This is a genomic window from Streptomyces sp. NPDC048258 (assembly GCF_043201995.1).
GTDB lineage: Bacteria > Actinomycetota > Actinomycetes > Streptomycetales > Streptomycetaceae > Streptomyces.
This window is the reverse complement of record NZ_JBICZH010000003.1, coordinates 451,337-468,176: the sequence shown is the minus strand read 5'-3', so window position 1 is coordinate 468,176 and position 16,840 is coordinate 451,337. Positions and strand designations below refer to the sequence as shown.

The 16,840-nt window shown below is 71.2% G+C and carries 13 protein-coding genes; 8 read left to right on the top strand and 5 right to left on the bottom strand.

What is annotated here, in order from left to right:
* Positions 1–106: 106 nt before the first annotated feature.
* From ACGFYQ_RS09630 to ACGFYQ_RS09605, 6 genes are all read left to right on the top strand, one after another.
* Complete coding sequence (locus ACGFYQ_RS09630; RefSeq protein ID WP_393741737.1) at positions 107–499, top strand: MmcQ/YjbR family DNA-binding protein; 393 nt, start codon at positions 107–109, stop codon at positions 497–499.
* Between the two features lie 94 nt (positions 500–593).
* Positions 594–1,736, top strand: coding sequence for a CaiB/BaiF CoA transferase family protein (locus ACGFYQ_RS09625; protein ID WP_393741735.1), 1,143 nt, complete (start codon positions 594–596; stop codon positions 1,734–1,736).
* The gene (locus ACGFYQ_RS09620) at positions 1,736–2,761 is read left to right on the top strand and encodes an LLM class F420-dependent oxidoreductase (RefSeq protein WP_393741733.1); all 1,026 of its coding nucleotides are present in this window, start codon (positions 1,736–1,738) and stop codon (positions 2,759–2,761) included. Before ACGFYQ_RS09625 ends, ACGFYQ_RS09620 begins: the two co-directional genes overlap by 1 nt.
* Positions 2,762–2,771: 10 nt before the next feature.
* Positions 2,772–3,914, top strand: a complete 1,143-nt coding sequence (locus ACGFYQ_RS09615; protein WP_393741731.1) for an acyl-CoA dehydrogenase family protein — start codon at positions 2,772–2,774, stop codon at positions 3,912–3,914.
* 29 nt (positions 3,915–3,943) lie between these two features.
* On the top strand, positions 3,944–5,158 hold the full coding sequence (locus tag ACGFYQ_RS09610) for an acetyl-CoA C-acetyltransferase (RefSeq protein ID WP_393741729.1): 1,215 nt from the start codon (positions 3,944–3,946) through the stop codon (positions 5,156–5,158).
* Positions 5,159–5,203: 45 nt separating this feature from the next.
* The gene (locus ACGFYQ_RS09605; RefSeq protein WP_393741727.1) at positions 5,204–7,375 is read left to right on the top strand and encodes a 3-hydroxyacyl-CoA dehydrogenase NAD-binding domain-containing protein; all 2,172 of its coding nucleotides are present in this window, start codon (positions 5,204–5,206) and stop codon (positions 7,373–7,375) included.
* Between the two features lie 63 nt (positions 7,376–7,438).
* Here the strand turns inward: ACGFYQ_RS09605 and ACGFYQ_RS09600 are convergent, their stop codons facing one another.
* The 4 genes from ACGFYQ_RS09600 to ACGFYQ_RS09585 all read right to left on the bottom strand — a co-directional run bounded on the left by ACGFYQ_RS09600 (position 7,439) and on the right by ACGFYQ_RS09585 (position 12,821).
* On the bottom strand, positions 7,439–8,410 hold the full coding sequence (locus ACGFYQ_RS09600) for an antibiotic biosynthesis monooxygenase (RefSeq protein ID WP_393741725.1): 972 nt from the start codon (positions 8,408–8,410) through the stop codon (positions 7,439–7,441).
* Positions 8,407–11,133: a molybdopterin-dependent oxidoreductase gene (locus ACGFYQ_RS09595; RefSeq protein WP_393741723.1), complete on the bottom strand. Its 2,727-nt coding sequence runs from the start codon at positions 11,131–11,133 to the stop codon at positions 8,407–8,409. The genes ACGFYQ_RS09600 and ACGFYQ_RS09595 overlap by 4 nt, the downstream gene beginning before the upstream one ends.
* Positions 11,130–11,957, bottom strand: coding sequence for an FAD binding domain-containing protein (locus tag ACGFYQ_RS09590; RefSeq protein ID WP_393741721.1), 828 nt, complete (start codon positions 11,955–11,957; stop codon positions 11,130–11,132). The genes ACGFYQ_RS09595 and ACGFYQ_RS09590 overlap by 4 nt, the downstream gene beginning before the upstream one ends.
* A gap of 105 nt (positions 11,958–12,062) precedes the next feature.
* Complete coding sequence (locus ACGFYQ_RS09585) at positions 12,063–12,821, bottom strand: MerR family transcriptional regulator (RefSeq protein WP_393741719.1); 759 nt, start codon at positions 12,819–12,821, stop codon at positions 12,063–12,065.
* 94 nt (positions 12,822–12,915) lie between these two features.
* On the opposite strand from ACGFYQ_RS09585, the gene ACGFYQ_RS09580 reads away from it, so the two are divergent.
* Positions 12,916–14,745, top strand: a complete 1,830-nt coding sequence (locus tag ACGFYQ_RS09580) for an AMP-dependent synthetase/ligase (protein WP_393741717.1) — start codon at positions 12,916–12,918, stop codon at positions 14,743–14,745.
* 56 nt (positions 14,746–14,801) lie between these two features.
* Here ACGFYQ_RS09580 and sph read toward each other — a convergent pair whose 3' ends face one another.
* Complete coding sequence (gene sph / locus ACGFYQ_RS09575; RefSeq protein ID WP_393741715.1) at positions 14,802–15,806, bottom strand: sphingomyelin phosphodiesterase; 1,005 nt, start codon at positions 15,804–15,806, stop codon at positions 14,802–14,804.
* Positions 15,807–15,941: 135 nt separating this feature from the next.
* On the opposite strand from sph, the gene ACGFYQ_RS09570 reads away from it, so the two are divergent.
* Positions 15,942–16,838, top strand: a complete 897-nt coding sequence (locus ACGFYQ_RS09570; protein WP_393741713.1) for an oxygenase MpaB family protein — start codon at positions 15,942–15,944, stop codon at positions 16,836–16,838.
* The last annotated feature ends 2 nt before the right edge of the window (positions 16,839–16,840 follow it).

Below are 16,840 nucleotides of genomic sequence, written 5' to 3'. Positions count from 1 at the left end.
CGGCACTTTCACGGCGCGGGCGGCACCCCGCCCGCCTGGTGCGGTCTTGCCCCGAATGTCCCGCCGGGCTCCGCTAGCGTGAGGTCACGACCGACGGGAGGCGCTGATGAAGTCCGGAGTGCGCAAGTGGGAGGCGGTGCGGGAGTTCGCCCTGCGGCTTCCGGAGGCCGTGGAGGACCATCCGTGGGGTCCCGAGGACTGCGTGATGAAGGTGAACAAGAAGATCTTCGTCTTCCTGGGGAACACCGACGGGCCGCAGCAGCCCGGCCTGTCCGTCAAGCTCAAGGACGAGGCGCTGCACGGACACGCCATGGCCGCGCCCGGGGCGGAGCCGTCCGGATACGGCCTGGGCCGGTCCGGCTGGGTGTCCGTCCCGCTGGGGGAGAAAGGGGCGCCGTCCGTGCAGGTGCTGTGCGAGTGGGTGGAGGAGAGCTACCGCACCGTGGCCCTCAAGCGGCACGTGGAGGAGCTGGACGCCCGGATCCAGGCAAATGGCTAAGCGCTTGCTCTTGTGCTGAGTGGAACACGTTCCTAGCATCACTGGTGTTACATCAGTTGTGTCACACCTTGCGCTTACGGATGCTGGGGGCTCGATGGCAGTGACAGGGAACGGCCCGCTCGCAGGAGTGCGCGTCGTCGAACTGGCGGGCATCGGCCCCGGCCCGTTCGCCGCCATGCTCCTCGCCGACCTGGGCGCGGACGTCGTACGCGTGGACCGGCCCGGCGGCGGCGGACTCGCGGTCGACCCGGCCTACGACCTCACCAACCGGGGCAAGCGCTCCGTCCTGCTCGACCTCAAGTCCGCCGAGGGCCCCGCCCGCGTCCTGGACCTCGTCGAGCGGGCCGACATCCTCATCGAGGGCTTCCGTCCCGGCGTGGCCGAGCGGCTCGGCGTCGGCCCGGCCGACTGCCACGCCCGCAACCCGAAGCTGGTCTACGGCCGGATGACCGGCTGGGGCCAGGAGGGCCCCCTCGCCCACACCGCCGGGCACGACATCGCGTACATCGCGGTCACCGGCGCGCTCGGCATGATCGGCGACCCGGGCGAGCCCCCGGCCGTACCCGCCAACCTGGTCGGCGACTACGCGGGCGGCTCGCTCTACCTCGTGATCGGCGTCCTCGCCGCGCTCCAGCACGCCCGTACCCCCGGCGGCGCGGGCCAGGTCGTCGACGCCGCCATCGTCGACGGCACCGCCCACCTCACCGCCATGATCCACGGCATGATGGCGGCCGGCGGCTGGCAGGACCGGCGCGGGGCCAACCTCCTCGACGGCGGCTGCCCGTTCTACGGCACCTACGAGACCTCCGACGGCCAGTACATGGCGGTCGGCGCCCTGGAGCAGCAGTTCTACGACACCTTCACCGAGCTCCTCGGCATCAAGGAGCAGGCCCCGGCCCGCAAGGACCTCGCCCGCTGGGGCGAGCTGCGCGAGGCCGTCGCCGCACGCTTCAAGTCCCGTACGCGCGAGGAGTGGACGGCGGTCTTCGACGGCACCGACGCCTGCGTGGCGCCGGTGCTCTCGCTGCGCGAGGCCCCGCACCACCCGCACCTCGCGGCCCGCTCCACCTTCACCGACTTCGGCGGGATCACCCAGCCCGCCCCCGCGCCGCGCTTCTCGGCGACCCCGGCCGCCGTCACCGGCGGCCCCGCCCAGCCGGGGGCGGACACTGAATCCGTGGCCCGTGACTGGGACGTACCGGGCCTGACCGGGAAGCCCGCCGGGGAGGACGTCTGATGGAACTGTCGATGATGCTCGACTACGCGGGCGATCCGCGCCGGGCCGCCGACGAGGCGGCGGCGCTGGAGTCAGCCGGGCTCGACGCCGTGTGGGTCGCCGAGGCGTGGGGCTTCGACTCCCCGACGATCATGGGCTACCTCGCCGCCCGCACCGAGCGGATGAAGATCGGCTCGGCGATCCTCAACGTCTACTCGCGCACGCCCGGCCTCATCGCCCAGACGGCCGCAGGCCTGGACGCCGTCTCCGGTGGCCGGGCGCTGCTCGGCCTCGGGGCCTCCGGCCCGCAGGTCGTGGAGGGCTGGCACGGGAAGCCGTACGACAAGCCGCTCGGCCGGACCCGCGAGACGGTCGAGCTGTGCCGCCGCATCTGGCGCCGCGAGACGATCGACCACCACGGCATCACCGACATGCCGCTGCCGCCCGAGAAGGGCGGCCGGCACGGGAAGCCGCTGAAGATCCTCACCCGGCCGGTGCGCGACGCCGTCCCCGTCTACATCGCCTCGCTCGGCCCGGCGAACGTGCGCCTGACCGCCGAGATCGCCGACGGCTGGCTGCCGACCCTCTTCATCCCCGAGAAGGCCCACGCGGTGTGGGGGAACGCCCTCGCCGAGGGTGCGGCGAAGCGCGCGCCCGGGCTCGGGCCGCTGCGGACCGTCGCGGGCGGTCTGCTCGCCATCGGCGAGGACGCGGCCGCCGTACGGGACCTCGCGCGCCCGCAGATCGCCCTGTACGTCGGCGGGATGGGCGCGGTCGGCAAGAACTTCTACAACGACCTCGCCGTGGCCTACGGCTACGAGGAGGAGGCCCGCACGATCCAGGAGCTGTACCTCTCCGGGCGCAAGCGCGACGCCGCGGCCGCCGTCCCGGACGAGTTCTGCGAGCTGATGACGCTGTGCGGGCCAGAGGGCTACGTACGCGAGCGTGTCGAGGCCTTCCGCGAGGCGGGCGTCACGATGCTCAACGTCACGCCCGTCGGCCCCGAGCCGGCCCGGCTGATCGAAACCGTCAGGAACTGGCTTTAAGGAGCCCCCGATGCAACGCCGGATCTTCGACGCCGACCACGAGGCGTTCCGCGAGACCGTCCGCACCTTCCTCACCAAGGAGGTGCTGCCGCACTACGAACAGTGGGAGAAGGACGGCATCGTCAGCCGCGAGGCCTGGCGGGCCGCCGGTCGGCAGGGGCTCCTGGGCCTGGCCGTCCCGGAGGAGTACGGGGGCGGCGGGAACACCGACTTCCGGTACGCGGCCGTGATCGCCGAGGAGTTCACCCGGGCCGGCGCCCCCGGGCTCGCGATCGGCCTGCACAACGACATCATCGGGCCCTACCTGACCTCGCTGGCCACCGAGGAGCAGAAGCGCCGCTGGCTGCCGGGGTTCTGTTCCGGCGAGACCATCACCGCCATCGCGATGACCGAGCCGGGCGCGGGCTCCGACCTCCAGGGGATCCGCACCAGCGCCGAGGACCGCGGCGACCACTGGGTGCTCAACGGTTCCAAGACCTTCATCTCCAACGGGATCCTCGCCGACCTGGTGATCGTGGTCGCCAAGACCACGCCCGAGGGCGGGGCGCACGGCCTGTCGCTGCTGGTCGTCGAGCGCGGCGCGGAGGGCTTCGAGCGCGGCCGCAACCTCGACAAGATCGGGCAGAAGGCGCAGGACACCGCCGAGCTGTTCTTCCACGACGTCCGCGTTCCCAAGGAGAACCTGCTCGGCGAGCTGAACGGCGCCTTCGTCCACCTGATGACCAATCTCGCGCAGGAGCGGATGGGCATAGCGATGGCCGGCATCGCCGCCGCCGAGTACCTGCTGGAGATCACCACCCGGTACGTCAAGGAGCGCGAGGCCTTCGGCCGGCCGCTGTCCAAGCTCCAGCACATCCGGTTCGAGATCGCGGAGATGGCCACCGAGTGCGCGGTCACCCGTACGTTCCTCGACCGCTGCATCACCGACCACGCGAACGGCGAGCTGGACCACGTACACGCCTCGATGGCCAAGTGGTGGGCCACCGAACTGCAGAAGCGCGTCGCCGACCGCTGCCTGCAACTCCACGGCGGATACGGATATATGACCGAATACCGGGTCGCGCGGGCCTTCACCGACGGCCGCATCCAGACCATCTACGGCGGTACGACCGAGATCATGAAAGAGATCATCGGCCGCTCCCTCCTCGGCTAACGCTCAGACCTCCTCGAAAGGCTTGACCAGTGAGCACCGAAGCTTACGTATACGACGCGATCCGCACCCCGCGCGGCCGCGGCAAGGCCAACGGCGCCCTGCACGGCACCAAGCCGATCGACCTGGTCGTCGGCCTCATCCACGCCCTGCGCGAGCGCAACCCGGGGCTGGACCCCGCCACCATCGACGACATCGTGCTCGGCGTCGTCGGCCCCGTCGGCGACCAGGGCTCCGACATCGCCCGGATCGCGGCCATCGCGGCCGGGCTCCCGGACACCGTCGCCGGTGTGCAGGAGAACCGCTTCTGCGCCTCCGGCCTGGAAGCCGTCAACATGGCCGCCGCCAAGGTCCGCTCCGGCTGGGAGGACCTGGTCCTCGCGGGCGGCGTCGAGTCCATGTCCCGCGTCCCGATGGCCTCCGACGGCGGCGCCTGGTTCGCCGACCCGATGACCAACTGGGACACCGGCTTCGTCCCGCAGGGCATCGGCGCCGACCTGATCGCCACCATCGAGGGATTCTCCCGGCGCGACGTGGACGAGTACGCCGCCCTCTCCCAGGAGCGGGCCGCCGCCGCCGTGAAGGAGGGGCGCTTCGCGAAGTCCGTCGTCCCGGTCACCGACCGCAACGGCCTGGTCGTCCTGGACCAGGAGGAGTTCATCCGCCCGGGGACCACCGCCGACACCCTGGCCAAGCTGAAGCCGTCCTTCGCGGACATCGGCGAGCTCGGCGGCTTCGACGCCGTCGCGCTGCAGAAGTACCACTGGGTCGAGAAGATCGACCACGTCCACCACGCGGGCAACTCCTCCGGCATCGTCGACGGCGCCTCGCTCGTCGCCATCGGCTCCCGCGAGGCCGGAGACCGCAACGGCCTGACCCCGCGCGCCCGGATCGTCTCGGCGGCCGTCTCCGGCTCCGAGCCCACCATCATGCTCACCGGCCCGGCCCCGGCCACCCGCAAGGCCCTCGCCAAGGCCGGGCTGACCATCGACGACATCGACCTGATCGAGATGAACGAGGCCTTCGCCGGCGTCGTGCTGCGTTTCGTCAAGGACATGGGCGTCTCGCTCGACAAGGTCAACGTCAACGGCGGCGCCATCGCGCTCGGCCACCCGCTCGGCGCCACCGGCGCGATGCTGCTCGGCACCGTCGTCGACGAACTGGAGCGCCAGGACAAGCGCTACGGGCTCGTCACCCTCTGCGTCGGCGGCGGCATGGGCGTCGCAACCATCGTCGAACGCATCTGATCCGTCCTGATCCCTGATCCCACCTCTGACACGGAAGTAGCGAACATGAGCGAGTCCACCACGATCCGCTGGGAACAGGACGAGACCGGCGTCGTCACCCTGGTCCTCGACGACCCCGACCAGTCCGCCAACACGATGAACCAGGCCTTCAAGGACTCCATCGCGGCGATTGCCGACCGCGCCGAGGCCGAGAAGGACTCCATCCGCGGCATCATCTTCACCTCCGCCAAGAAGACCTTCTTCGCGGGCGGCGACCTCAAGGACATGATCCGGCTGCGCCCCGAGCACGCGCAGCTGGCCTTCGACACCGGCACCGCGATCAAGAGCTCGCTGCGCCGGATCGAGACCCTCGGCAAGCCCGTCGTCGCCGCCATCAACGGGGCGGCCCTGGGCGGCGGTTACGAGATCTGCCTGGCCTCCCACCACCGGATCGCCCTCGACGCCCCCGGCTCCAAGATCGGCCTGCCCGAGGTCACCCTCGGCCTGCTCCCGGCAGGCGGCGGCGTCACCCGTACCGTGCGCCTCATGGGCATCGCCGACGCGCTGCTCAAGGTGCTGCTCCAGGGCACCCAGTACAGCCCGCAGCGCGCCCTGGAGAACGGTCTGGTCCACGAACTGGCCGCCACCCCCGAGGAGATGCTGGCCAAGGCCCGCGCCTTCATCGACGCGAACCCGGAGTCGAAGCAGCCCTGGGACGTACCCGGCTACCGGATTCCCGGCGGCACGCCGTCGAACCCGAAGTTCGCCGCCAACCTCCCGGCCTTCCCGGCCAACTTGAAGAAGCAGCTGAACGGGGCCCCGTACCCGGCCCCGCGCAACATCCTGGCCTGCGCCGTCGAGGGCTCCCAGGTGGACTTCGAGACCGCGCTGACCATCGAGGCCCGCTACTTCACCGAGCTGGTCACCGGGCAGACCGCCAAGAACATGATCCAGGCGTTCTTCTTCGACCTCCAGGCCGTCAACGCCGGCCGCAGCCGCCCGCAGGGCGTCGAACCGCGCAAGGTCCGCAAGGTCGCCGTCCTCGGCGCGGGCATGATGGGCGCAGGCATCGCGTACTCCTGCGCCCGCGCGGGCATCGAGGTGGTGCTCAAGGACGTCAGCGCCGAGGCCGCGGCCAAGGGCAAGGCGTACTCCGAGAAGCTGCTCGACAAGGCCGTCTCCCGCGGCCGTACGACCGAGGCCCAGCGCGCCGAGCTGCTCGCCCGGATCACCCCGACCGCCGAGGCGGCCGACCTGGCCGGCTGCGACGCCGTCATCGAGGCCGTCTTCGAGGACACCGCCCTCAAGCACAAGGTGTTCCAGGAGATCCAGGACGTCATCGAGCCCGACGCGCTGCTGTGCTCCAACACCTCCACGCTGCCCATCACCGGGCTCGCGGAGGGCGTGAAGCGGCCCGTCGACTTCATCGGGCTGCACTTCTTCTCGCCCGTCGACAAGATGCCGCTGGTGGAGATCATCAAGGGCGAGCGGACCGGCGACGAGGCCATCGCCCGCGCCTTCGACCTGGTCCGGCAGATCAACAAGACCCCGATCGTGGTCAACGACTCGCGCGGCTTCTTCACCTCGCGCGTCATCGGCCAGTTCATCAACGAGGGCGTGGCCATGGTCGGCGAGGGCATCGAGCCCGCCTCGATCGAGCAGGCCGCCGCCCAGGCCGGGTACCCGGCCAAGGTGCTCTCGCTGATGGACGAGCTCACCCTCACCCTCCCGCGCAAGATCCGCAACGAGACCCGCAAGGCAGTCGAGGCCGAGGGCCGGGCGTGGGCCGAGCACCCCGCCGACACCGTCATCGACCGGATGGTCGACGACTTCGGCCGCCCGGGCCGCAGCGGCGGGGCCGGCTTCTACGAGTACGACGAGGCGGGCAAGCGCGTCCGCATCTGGCCGGGCCTGCGCGAGCACTTCGCCAAGCCGGACGCCGAGATCCCCTTCGAGGACATGAAGGAGCGGATGCTCTTCTCCGAGGCCCTGGACACCGTCCGCTGCCTCGACGAGGGCGTCCTCACCTCCATCGCCGACGCCAACATCGGCTCCGTCATGGGCATCGGCTTCCCGGCCTGGACCGGCGGCGTGATCCAGTACATCAACGGCTACGAGGGCGGCCTGCCGGGCTTCGTCGCCCGGGCCCGCGAACTCGCCACCGCGTACGGCGAGCGCTTCACGCCGCCCGCCTCGCTGGTCGGGAAGGCCGAGCGCGGCGAGACGTACGGCGACTAGTGCGGTGACGGGGAAGGCGGGCCGGGCTGCTCCCGGCCCGCCTTCCCTCGCCACGGCGCCGGGTCAGGGCAGTGTCCAGAACTGCTGTGTCACGAGGTAGAAGACGACGACCCAGAACACGGTCAGCCCGGTGACGATGCCCAGGCCGACCAGGTTGGTCCTGGCCGGCGGATCGTCCGGCGCGGGCCACAGCCACCGCTTGAGCAGGCGGTTCACGTAGTAGGGCATCGTGAAGAAGCTCATGATGAAGCTCGACAGCAGGTTGCCCACGAGCAGCCCGAGCCAGAGCGGCATGCCCAGCGGATGCAGGACGAGCGTCAGCAGCACGACGGTCGGGTACAGGCCGACCCAGACCGCGATGGAGGTCTTCGTCTCCGAGGGCGGCGGCACTTCCCTGCCGTTCTCCTCGAAGGCGAACCAGCTGCCGAACGAGTTGTCGATCGTGCGCAGTTTGAAGTCGTTGAACTTCTCCCCCTCGGCCAGGACCTGCCGACGCTTCTCCGACGTCAGCCAGGCGTCGAGGTGTTCGGCGTTGTCGTAGCGGTACAGGGTGGTCCACTCGTCCTGAAGGCCCTCGACGGGGCGGAAGATCTCGGTGCCGCGGAACCCTTCGAACCTGCTCTCCTCCTCGCTCATGCGGCGCTGCCAGTCGAGGAAGTCGTCGACCAGGTCCGGGTGGACGCGGTGGGTCACCACGACGGTCACGAGCGGGTCCGTCGGCTGCGTGCCGCCGCTGATCACCTGCTGGGTCGCGGGACCGTCGAAGTACTGCGCGCCGACGTCGAGGAGTCTCTGCCTGGTCGCGCCGTTCATCCAGGCCTGCAGATGGGCCACCGAGTCGAACCGGTAGACGATCACCCAGTCCGGTTGCACGGCGGTCGGCGGAGACACCTCGGCGCCGAGGTGCCCGGGGTATTCGGCGGCAGCGGCATTGACTTCTTCCTGCCACTTCTCGTACTCCCGCTCCATGCCGGGGCGGACCTTCCGGCCGATGATGACCGTCGCCGCGGCGTCCGCCTGCCGTTCGGTGGTCATCGTCTCGGGCCCGTCCGCGCCGACTGGCTCTCACCCAGCCGGCTGTAGATCCGTTCCGGGGTCAGGGGCAGCTCGCGGTAGCGGACGCCGGTGGCATCGCGGAGCGCGTTCGCCAGCGCCGGGGCCACCGGGTTGATGCAGCATTCCGCCATCCCCTTCGCCCGCAGGGGCCCGACCGAGTCCGACGAGCCCACCAGGAGAAGCTCGGTGCGGGGGACATCGGCGTAGGTGGGGATCCGGTAGTTGCGGAGGTTCGGGTTGGCCATGGCACCGTCCGCGTCGACCTGGAAGTTCTCGGTCAGCGCGAATCCGATGCCCTGGGCGACGCCGCCTTCCACCTGCCCCCGGACCTGCTCGGGGTTGATGATCACACCGGCGTCGGCCGCATGGACGCTGTGCAGGATACGGATCTCACCCGTCATCCGGTGGACGGCGATGCGGAAGCCCTGGGTGTTGGAGGTGACGCTGCGGGGCGAGCCGTAGGCCTTGCGGGCGGCGGTGAAACGGATCCCGCGGGCCCGGGCCAGGGCGACGAGCTCGGCCAGCGGGACGCGCTCGTCCCCGCAGACGACGTGGTCGTCGTCCATCGAGCACATCACGAGGTGGACGCCCGTGTGCGCGGCGGCGAACTCCAGGATGCGGTCGCGCACCGCGCCCGCGGCCCGGTATACCGCGTTGCCCGCCACGAAGAGTCCGGCGCTCGCGAAGGCCCCCGTGTCGAATCCCGTGCGGTCGGTGTCGGACTGCACGAGGCGGATCCGCGGCGGCGTCGTCCCCAGCTGGTTGGCGGCGATCTGGACGTGCGCGGTCGAGGTACCCTCCCCGAACTCGACCGTGCCGACGGCCAGTTCGTACACGAGGTCGTCGCCGAGCGTGAGCCAGGCCTCGGAGATGTGCTCGGTCGGCGGCGCGGTCTCGTGCAGGGAGCTGGCCACGCCGATCCCGACGAGCCACCCGGGGCCGGGGGAGGGCTGATCGGCCGTACGGGCCAGTGCGCCGGCCACGAGGTCGATGCACTTGGCGAGCCCGTCCTCGTTGAACATCACGTCGTCGGGGCCGTCGTGCATGGCGACGAGCGGATCGCCGGGGCGCACGATGTTGCGGCGGCGCAGCTCGAGCGGATCCATGTGCAGGGCCAGGGCCAGCTCGTCCATCGCGCACTCGACGGCGAAGGCCGGCTGGGTCATTCCGTAGCCGCGCAGCGCGCCGCTGGGAACGGTGTTCGTGTAGACGGAGTAGGCGTCGTACTTCTTGTTGGGGCAGCGGTAGATCATGACGGCGGCGCCGCCCGCGTAGAGCGTCTCGCCGCCGTGGTTGCCGTAGGCGCCGGTGTTGGACACGTTGCGGACCTGGAAGGCCGTGAGCGTGCCGTCCGCCTTCGCGCCGAGCGTGACCGTCAGCTTCATCGGGTGCCGGGGCGAGGCCGTGGTGAACTCCTCCTCGCGCGTGTACTCGAAGCAGACCGGCCGCCCCGTGTCCAGGGTGGCGAGCGCCACCAGGTCCTCCGAGATGACCTCCTGCTTGCCGCCGAAACCGCCGCCGACGCGCTTGCAGAACACGCGGAGCTGGTCCGGGCGCAGCGCGAACAGGTAGGCCAGTTTGACCTTCGCGATCGACGGAGACTGCGAACTGGTGCGGACGTTCAGCCTGCCGTCCTCCATCCAGGCGATCGAGCCGTGGGTCTCGAGGTGCGCGTGCTGCACGCGCGGTGAGAAGTACGTGCCCTCGTGGATCACGTCGGCCGCGGCGAACCCCGCGTCGACATCGCCGATGTGCGAGTGGGTCTCCAGCAGGAGGTTGTGGACGGAGTCCCGGACGAACGGGTCCTCCGAGCCGTGCAGTTGGGGCGCTCCATCGGCCATGGCCTCTTCCGGGTCGAAGACCGCGGGCAGCACCTCGTACTCCACGCCGAGCCTGCGGCAGCCCTCCTCGGCCGCCCCGACCGTGTCGGCGAGGACGACGGCGACGCGCTGGCCGACGAAGCGGACCGTGTCGTCGAGGATGTAGGTGTCGTCCGGATCGACGAGGTGGTCGGTGTGGATCGCCGTGGTGAACCGCCTGCGCGGCACGTCCTCCCAGGTGTAGACGCGGTGCACACCGGGGACCGCGAGCGCCGCGGACTTGTCGATCGAGACGATCCGGGCGTGCGCGTGGGGCGAGTGCAGCACTTTGAGGTGCAGCATGCCTTCCATGCGCGTGTCCATCGTGAACTCGGCCCGACCGGTCACCACGTCCTCGGCCGCCGGCGCGCCGACGCTCGTCCCGACGGCCTTTCCGGGCGCGGCGCTCTGCACGCCGGTGACGCCCTTCACCGCGTCCTCGATCGACCGGTAACCGGTGCAACGGCAGAGATTTCCCTTCAACGCCCGTGGCAGGTCCGCCTTCTGGGCCTCGGTGAAGGCCGCCGACGTCATGATCATCCCTGCGGTGCAGAAACCGCACTGGAACCCCGGGGCATCGCGGAACCGCCGCTGCACCGGATGCAGGTCGCCGGGCGTGCCGAGACCCTCGATCGTGGTCACCTCGCGGCCGTCCGCGCGGAAGGCGGGGGTGATGCAGCTGTGCACCGGTGCGCCGTCCAGCCACACCGTGCACGCACCGCAGTCGCCCGCGTCGCACCCCTTCTTGACGCCGAAGTGACCGAGGGTGCGCAGGAAGGTGCGCAAGCACTGGCCGGGGGCCGGTTCTTCGTCGAAGCTCCGTCCGTTCACGAGGTAGGTCATCGAGGGCCCCCAGCGATGAGTTCGCCGCGGATCTCTTCGGCGAAGTGCTGTGTCAGGTGGCGACGGTGGTCGGGGGTCCCGTTGGGGTCGGCGAACCAGACGTCGGCGGGGATGGCGTCGATGCTCTGCCGCAGGGTGTGGGCATCGGGCATGGAGTCGAAGGCGAACCGTACCGGCCGCGTGGTGCCGGCGGTGACGGTGAGCAGCAGATTGCTCGTCCCGGGCGTGTGCGTACCGATGAGGAACACGGTCGACCGGCCCAGGTGGGTCAGCGTGAAGCGGCGGTGCGCGGCGCGTTTGCGCAGGGCGTGCGCCGGAATGTCGACGCGGCGCAGCAGCTCCCCGGGCGCGAGGACGTTGCGGTTGTTCCCGGTGACGAAGTCGAGGGCGTCGACGGTGCGCACGGACCCGTCGGGGGCCCACAGTTCGTAGCGTGCCTCCAGTGCGACCGTGAGCGTGATCATCGGTCCGGCGGGCAGGGACATGCAGATGTTTCCGCCGACGGTCGCCGCGTTCCAGACCTTGAACGAGGAGAGGAACGCCTCGCAGGACGTCGGGATGAGGGTGCCCGCGATCCAGTCGTCCGGCGGCGTGAAGCCGTACAGGTCGCGGATCGTGCAGGTGGCACCGATCTCAAGGCCGGCGTCGCCCGGGACGAGGGGGTCCCACGGCAGCGCCGTCAGGTCCACCAGGCGGCGCAGGCTCGGCTGCTCGGCGGAGAACAGCCAGGTGCCGCCCGCGAGCCAGGCGTCGCCGTCGCGCCAGTCCGCGCCCGGCCGGTCGGCCGGCCGCCGCACGACTTCGGTGATGGTGTTGAGGTCCATGGGAATTGATCTCCCTCACGAAGGCACTCGTGAACTGCTCGAGGGAGGCCGGCCCGGCGCGGAGATGTATTTTCAGCGTACCCAGAACGGGTCCGGCCCGCTCGGTCAGGAGTCCTCGCCGGAGGCCGCGTCGGACATCTCGCCGCCGGAGACGAAAGCCGCCCGCAGTTCCTCCCGGAGCGACCGCTGGAAGGCCGTCACCAGCGCCTGCACCACCATCGGCTGCATGTGCGCCGACAGCGCCTTCATCGACTCCACCCGCTCCGGATCGCTCTCGCCCTCCGTGAACGGCCCCCACACCTCGTCCCGGAACAGCGCCGTCAGCTCGTGCGCCGCCGACCTGGTGTGCTCCACCAGCACCTTGCGCGCCGCCAGGATCGTCTCGTGCGCGATCGGCACGTCCAGCAGCGCGACCCCCAGCCGCAACAGGCCCACGTCCACCCGGAACCCGTCCCCCGACACGGCGAGCACGTTCATCGCCGTCAGCCGCCGTACGTCGGTGTCCGACAGGCTCCGCCCCGCCCGCTTCTCCAGCTCGGCCCGCGAGACCTCCTGCGCCGAGTCCGGTGCCCAACTGGCCACCAGCGCCCGGTGTATCGCCAGATCGTGCGCACTCAGATCGTCGGGCAGCGCGTCCAGGTAGCGCTGACAAGCCGACAGCGTCATGCCCTGGTGCTGCAACTCCTCGATCAGGGCCAGCCGGGAGAGGTGCTCCGGGCCGTAGTGGCCCACCCGACGAGGACCGATCACGGGAGGGGGCAAAAGCCCGCGCGTGCTGTAGAACCGTACGGTACGGACGGTGACGCCCGCCCTGGCCGCCAGCTCGTCGACGGTGAGCATCGGCTCGGGTGCCTGGTCGGCCATCGTCTGCGCCTCGCTCTCTGCTCCACATGCTCCACAGCTTGGGTTCAACAGTATTGCTGTCGCACCAACGATGTGAAACGGCCAGGAGCTGCCCATGACCACGAACCTGCGACTGCCCGGACGACCCGAGGAGCTCACCCTCCCCGCCCTGCTGGCCCGCAACGCCGCCGAGTACGGGGACCTGCCCGCCCTCTCCTGGCGCGCCGGCCCCGGAGCCGCCCAGTGGACGACCCTCAGCTGGAGCGAGGTGCGCCGCCAGACCGCCGTCCTCGCCTCCGGCTACGCCGCCCTCGGCGTCGAGCGCGGCGACCACGTCCTGCTGATGATGGGCAACCGCCCCGAGCACTGGCTCAGCGACCTCGCCATCGTCCACCTCGGCGCCGTCCCCGTCACCGTGTACGGGACCTCCGCGCCCGGGCAGATCGCCCACATCGCCCGCCACAGCCGGGCCAAGGTCGCCGTCGTCGAGGGCGCCCGCGAGCTCGCCCGGTGGGAGCCGCTGCTGACCGACGCCGGCGTGCCCCTGGAGCGGCTGGTCGTGGCGAACGCCGCCGAGGCGGGCCCGCACCGCACGTACGGCTCCCTGTACGCGAGCGGTGCCCGGCTGCACCGCGCCGACGCCTTCGAGAAGGCCTGGCGGGACACCCGCCCCGAGGACCCGCTCACCGTCGTCTACACCTCCGGCACCACCGGCGATCCCAAGGGCGTCCGCCTCAGCCACCGCAACCTCATGCTCCAGGCGGTCCGCCTCGACCGGCACGTGGAACTGCCCGAGCACGCCGAGCACATCTGCTACCTGCCCTTCGCGCACATCGCCGAGCGGGTCCTCGGCATCTACCTGCCGCTGCTGCGCGCCGCCCACGTACGGCTGTGCGCGGACCCCGCCGCCGTGTCCGGCGCGGTCCGCGAGCTGCGCCCGGTGCAGTTCTTCGGCGTGCCCCGCGTGTGGGAGAAGCTCGCCGCGTCCGTCCGGGCCGTCCTCGCCCAGCTGCCAGGGGAGCAGCGCGCCGCCATCGAGGCGGCCAACGAGCTGGCCCGCGCCCGGGCCGGCCACCGCGAGCGCGGGGAGGCGATACCGGCCGCGCTCGAAGCCTCGTACGCCACCGCGAAGGAGCGGGCGCTGGACCCGCTGCTGGGCCTGGCGGGCCTGGACCGCCTCGTCTGGACGGCGAGTGCCACCGCGCCGATGCCGATCGACGTGGTCCGCTTCTGGGCGGGCTGGGGGATCACCATCATGGATGCCTGGGGGCTCACCGAGACCGCCGGCGTGTGCACGGTCAACAGCCCGGATGCCTTCCGGCTCGGATCGGTGGGCCGGCCGATCGAGGGGCTGGAGCTGAGGCTCGCCGACGACGGGGAGATCCTCACCCGCGGCGAGACCGTCTTCGGCGGCTACCTGCGGCCCGACGGCTCGGTCGAGAGCGCCGCCGACGCCGAGGGCTGGTTCCCGACCGGGGACATCGGCCGGCTCGACGAGGACGGGTTCCTCTGGCTGACCGACCGCAAGAAGGAACTGATCATCACCTCCACGGGCAAGAACGTCTCCCCGGCGCTGGTGGAGAACACCGTCAAGGAGCACCCGCTGATCGGCCAGGCGCTGGTCCACGGAGACGCCCGGTCCTACCTCGTCGCCCTGCTGGTCCTCGACCAGGAGCTGGCCCCGGCCTGGGCCGCGGCCCGGGGCATCGAGGCCGCCTCCCTCGGCGAGCTCGCCGAACACCCCGCCGTCCGGGAGGAGATCGCCCGGGCCGTCGAGGCGGCCAACGCGCGGCTCAACCGGACCGAGCAGATCAAGCGGTACCGGGTGCTGACCGAGGAGTGGGGCCCGGAGTCGGGCGAGCTCACGCCCTCGCTGAAGCTGCGCCGCCGCGTGGTCCGGGAGAAGTACGGGGCGCTGATCGAGGGCCTCTACGAGGCCCCCTGACGCGAACGGCCCTGGTCCGGTGGGCGGCACGCCGCTCACCGGACCAGGGCCGAGGTCTAGCGGCCGATCAGCGGGTAGTGGTCGGAGAGGTTGGTGTACGTGTAAGAGGAGCCCCAGCTGGAGACCGTCCAGGGTGCCGACTCCTCCTTGACGACGTTGTTCTCCCAGCCCGCCGGACGGGCGTTGCCCTTGCGGTAGAGGACGTAGTCCAGGTCCTCGCGCGGGTCGGTCGGGTAGCGGTAGTTCGCTATCGAGTTCAGCGCGGTGTCGAAGGAGTACGGGTGGCCCGTGCGCGTGTCGGAGCCGGCCAGGTCGGCGTTGGCGAGCAGGGCGGCGTACTCGGGGGTGCGCGAGTCGACGTTCAGGTCGCCGGCCACGATGACCTGCTCGTTCGCCGGGATGTTCTTCCCGTCCAGGAAGGCGTCGATCGCGCGGAACTGGCGGGCGCGCATGTCCGCCGCCTCGCCCGCGCCGCAGCCCGGGTCGGTGGACTGGGCGTGCGTGCCGACCACGTGCACCTTGGTGCCGTTCACGTTCAGCACGACATAGGCGAAGCCCTTGTTGGACCACCAGTCGGCGCCGCAGGCGTCCTTGTAGACCACCTGCTCCTTGCGGACGATCGGCCACTTGCTCAGGACCGTGACGCCGCCGTCCTCCGGGGTGGTGGAGGAGTAGGCGCCGCCCGTGGCGTCCCAGCCGGTCTTGCTACGGCCGACGACCGGGGTCTGGTACGGGTACTGGGCCGCCGAGTTGGCCTTCAGCGCGTCGGAGGCGCCGTTGTCGAAGGCCTCCTGGAGCACGACCACGTCGTGGCCCTGGTAGAAGCCGGCCTTGGGGATCTCCGCCGCCCGGTGGTCCTGACCCCAGTTCGGGTACAGGTTCTTGCTCATCAGGAAGACGTTGTACGACAGGACGCTCAGCCGAGGGGTGGAGGCGACCCCGGCCGTGGCGGAGGGCGCGGCCGTGGCGGCCGGCGCGGTGGTGGCGGCCAGCGCGCCGGCGGCGACCGCGGCGACGGCAGCGGCGGCGGCCCGGTGACGGCGGTGCGAGGTGTGCTGCATGGAGGTCTCCATCATTCCTGCGGGGGAAGGGAAGATCGGCTCCGCCATCCAAGCAGCCACGGTTACCTCTGGGTAACACCCGTGACAAGACTTTCTGTCCGGCCCGGGGACATCTGGCTCTCGCATACTGGTCACATGAGCACAACGGCAGCGAACACATCGGAAAGCCGCCCCCCGGGGGCCCGCACCGACCCCGAGCCACCCCCGCCCGGAGGGGTGCTGTGGACCACGGCCGGGGACATCCGGTCCTTGCTGACGCTGCCCGCCGCCTTCACCCTCCAGGTCGCCCACCCCGCGGTCGGGGCCGGGGTCGACCAGTACTCGGTCTTCCGCACCGACCCCTGGGGGCGCGGCGAGCGCTCGCTGCGCTCCGTCCAGCTGTGGGTGTACGGCGGGGACGAGGCCGCCGCCGAGGGCCGCAGGGTCCGCCGCCTGCACCGGGAGATCCAGGGCACCGACACCCGGGGGCGCCGCTACCACTCCCTCGACCCGGCCTGCTACGCCTGGGTGCACGCCACCGGGTTCCCCATCGCCCTGTACTCCGGGCGCTACCTGTTCCGCCGCATCAGCCCCGCCGACGAACGGCAGCTCTACCGGGAGTGGCTCCAGGTCGGCCGGATCCTCGGCCTGCGCGACCGGGACATGCCGCAGACCGTCGAGGAGTTCTGGCCGTACTACCACCGGATGCTGGCCGAGGAGATCGAGCCGACCGCGGTCGCCCGCGAGCTGGTCGCCACCGACGTGCCGCTGCCCCGCCCCGAGGGCGGCCCGCTGCCGGTGCGGCTGCTGCTGCGGCTCACCTGGCCCGTGCTGAGCGTGGCCTACCTGCGCTTCCGGGCCTTCGTCACCGTCGGCTACATGCCGCCCGAGGCGCGCGCGGCCGTCGGGCTGGAGTGGAGCCCGGCCCAGGAGCGCAGGCTCCGGCGGTTCAGCACGGCCGCACGGCTCCTCGTACCGCTGCTCCCCGAACGGCTGCGGTACCTGCCCATCGCGCGGGCGGCGCGGGCCCGCCGGCGCGCCGCCGCCCGCTGACG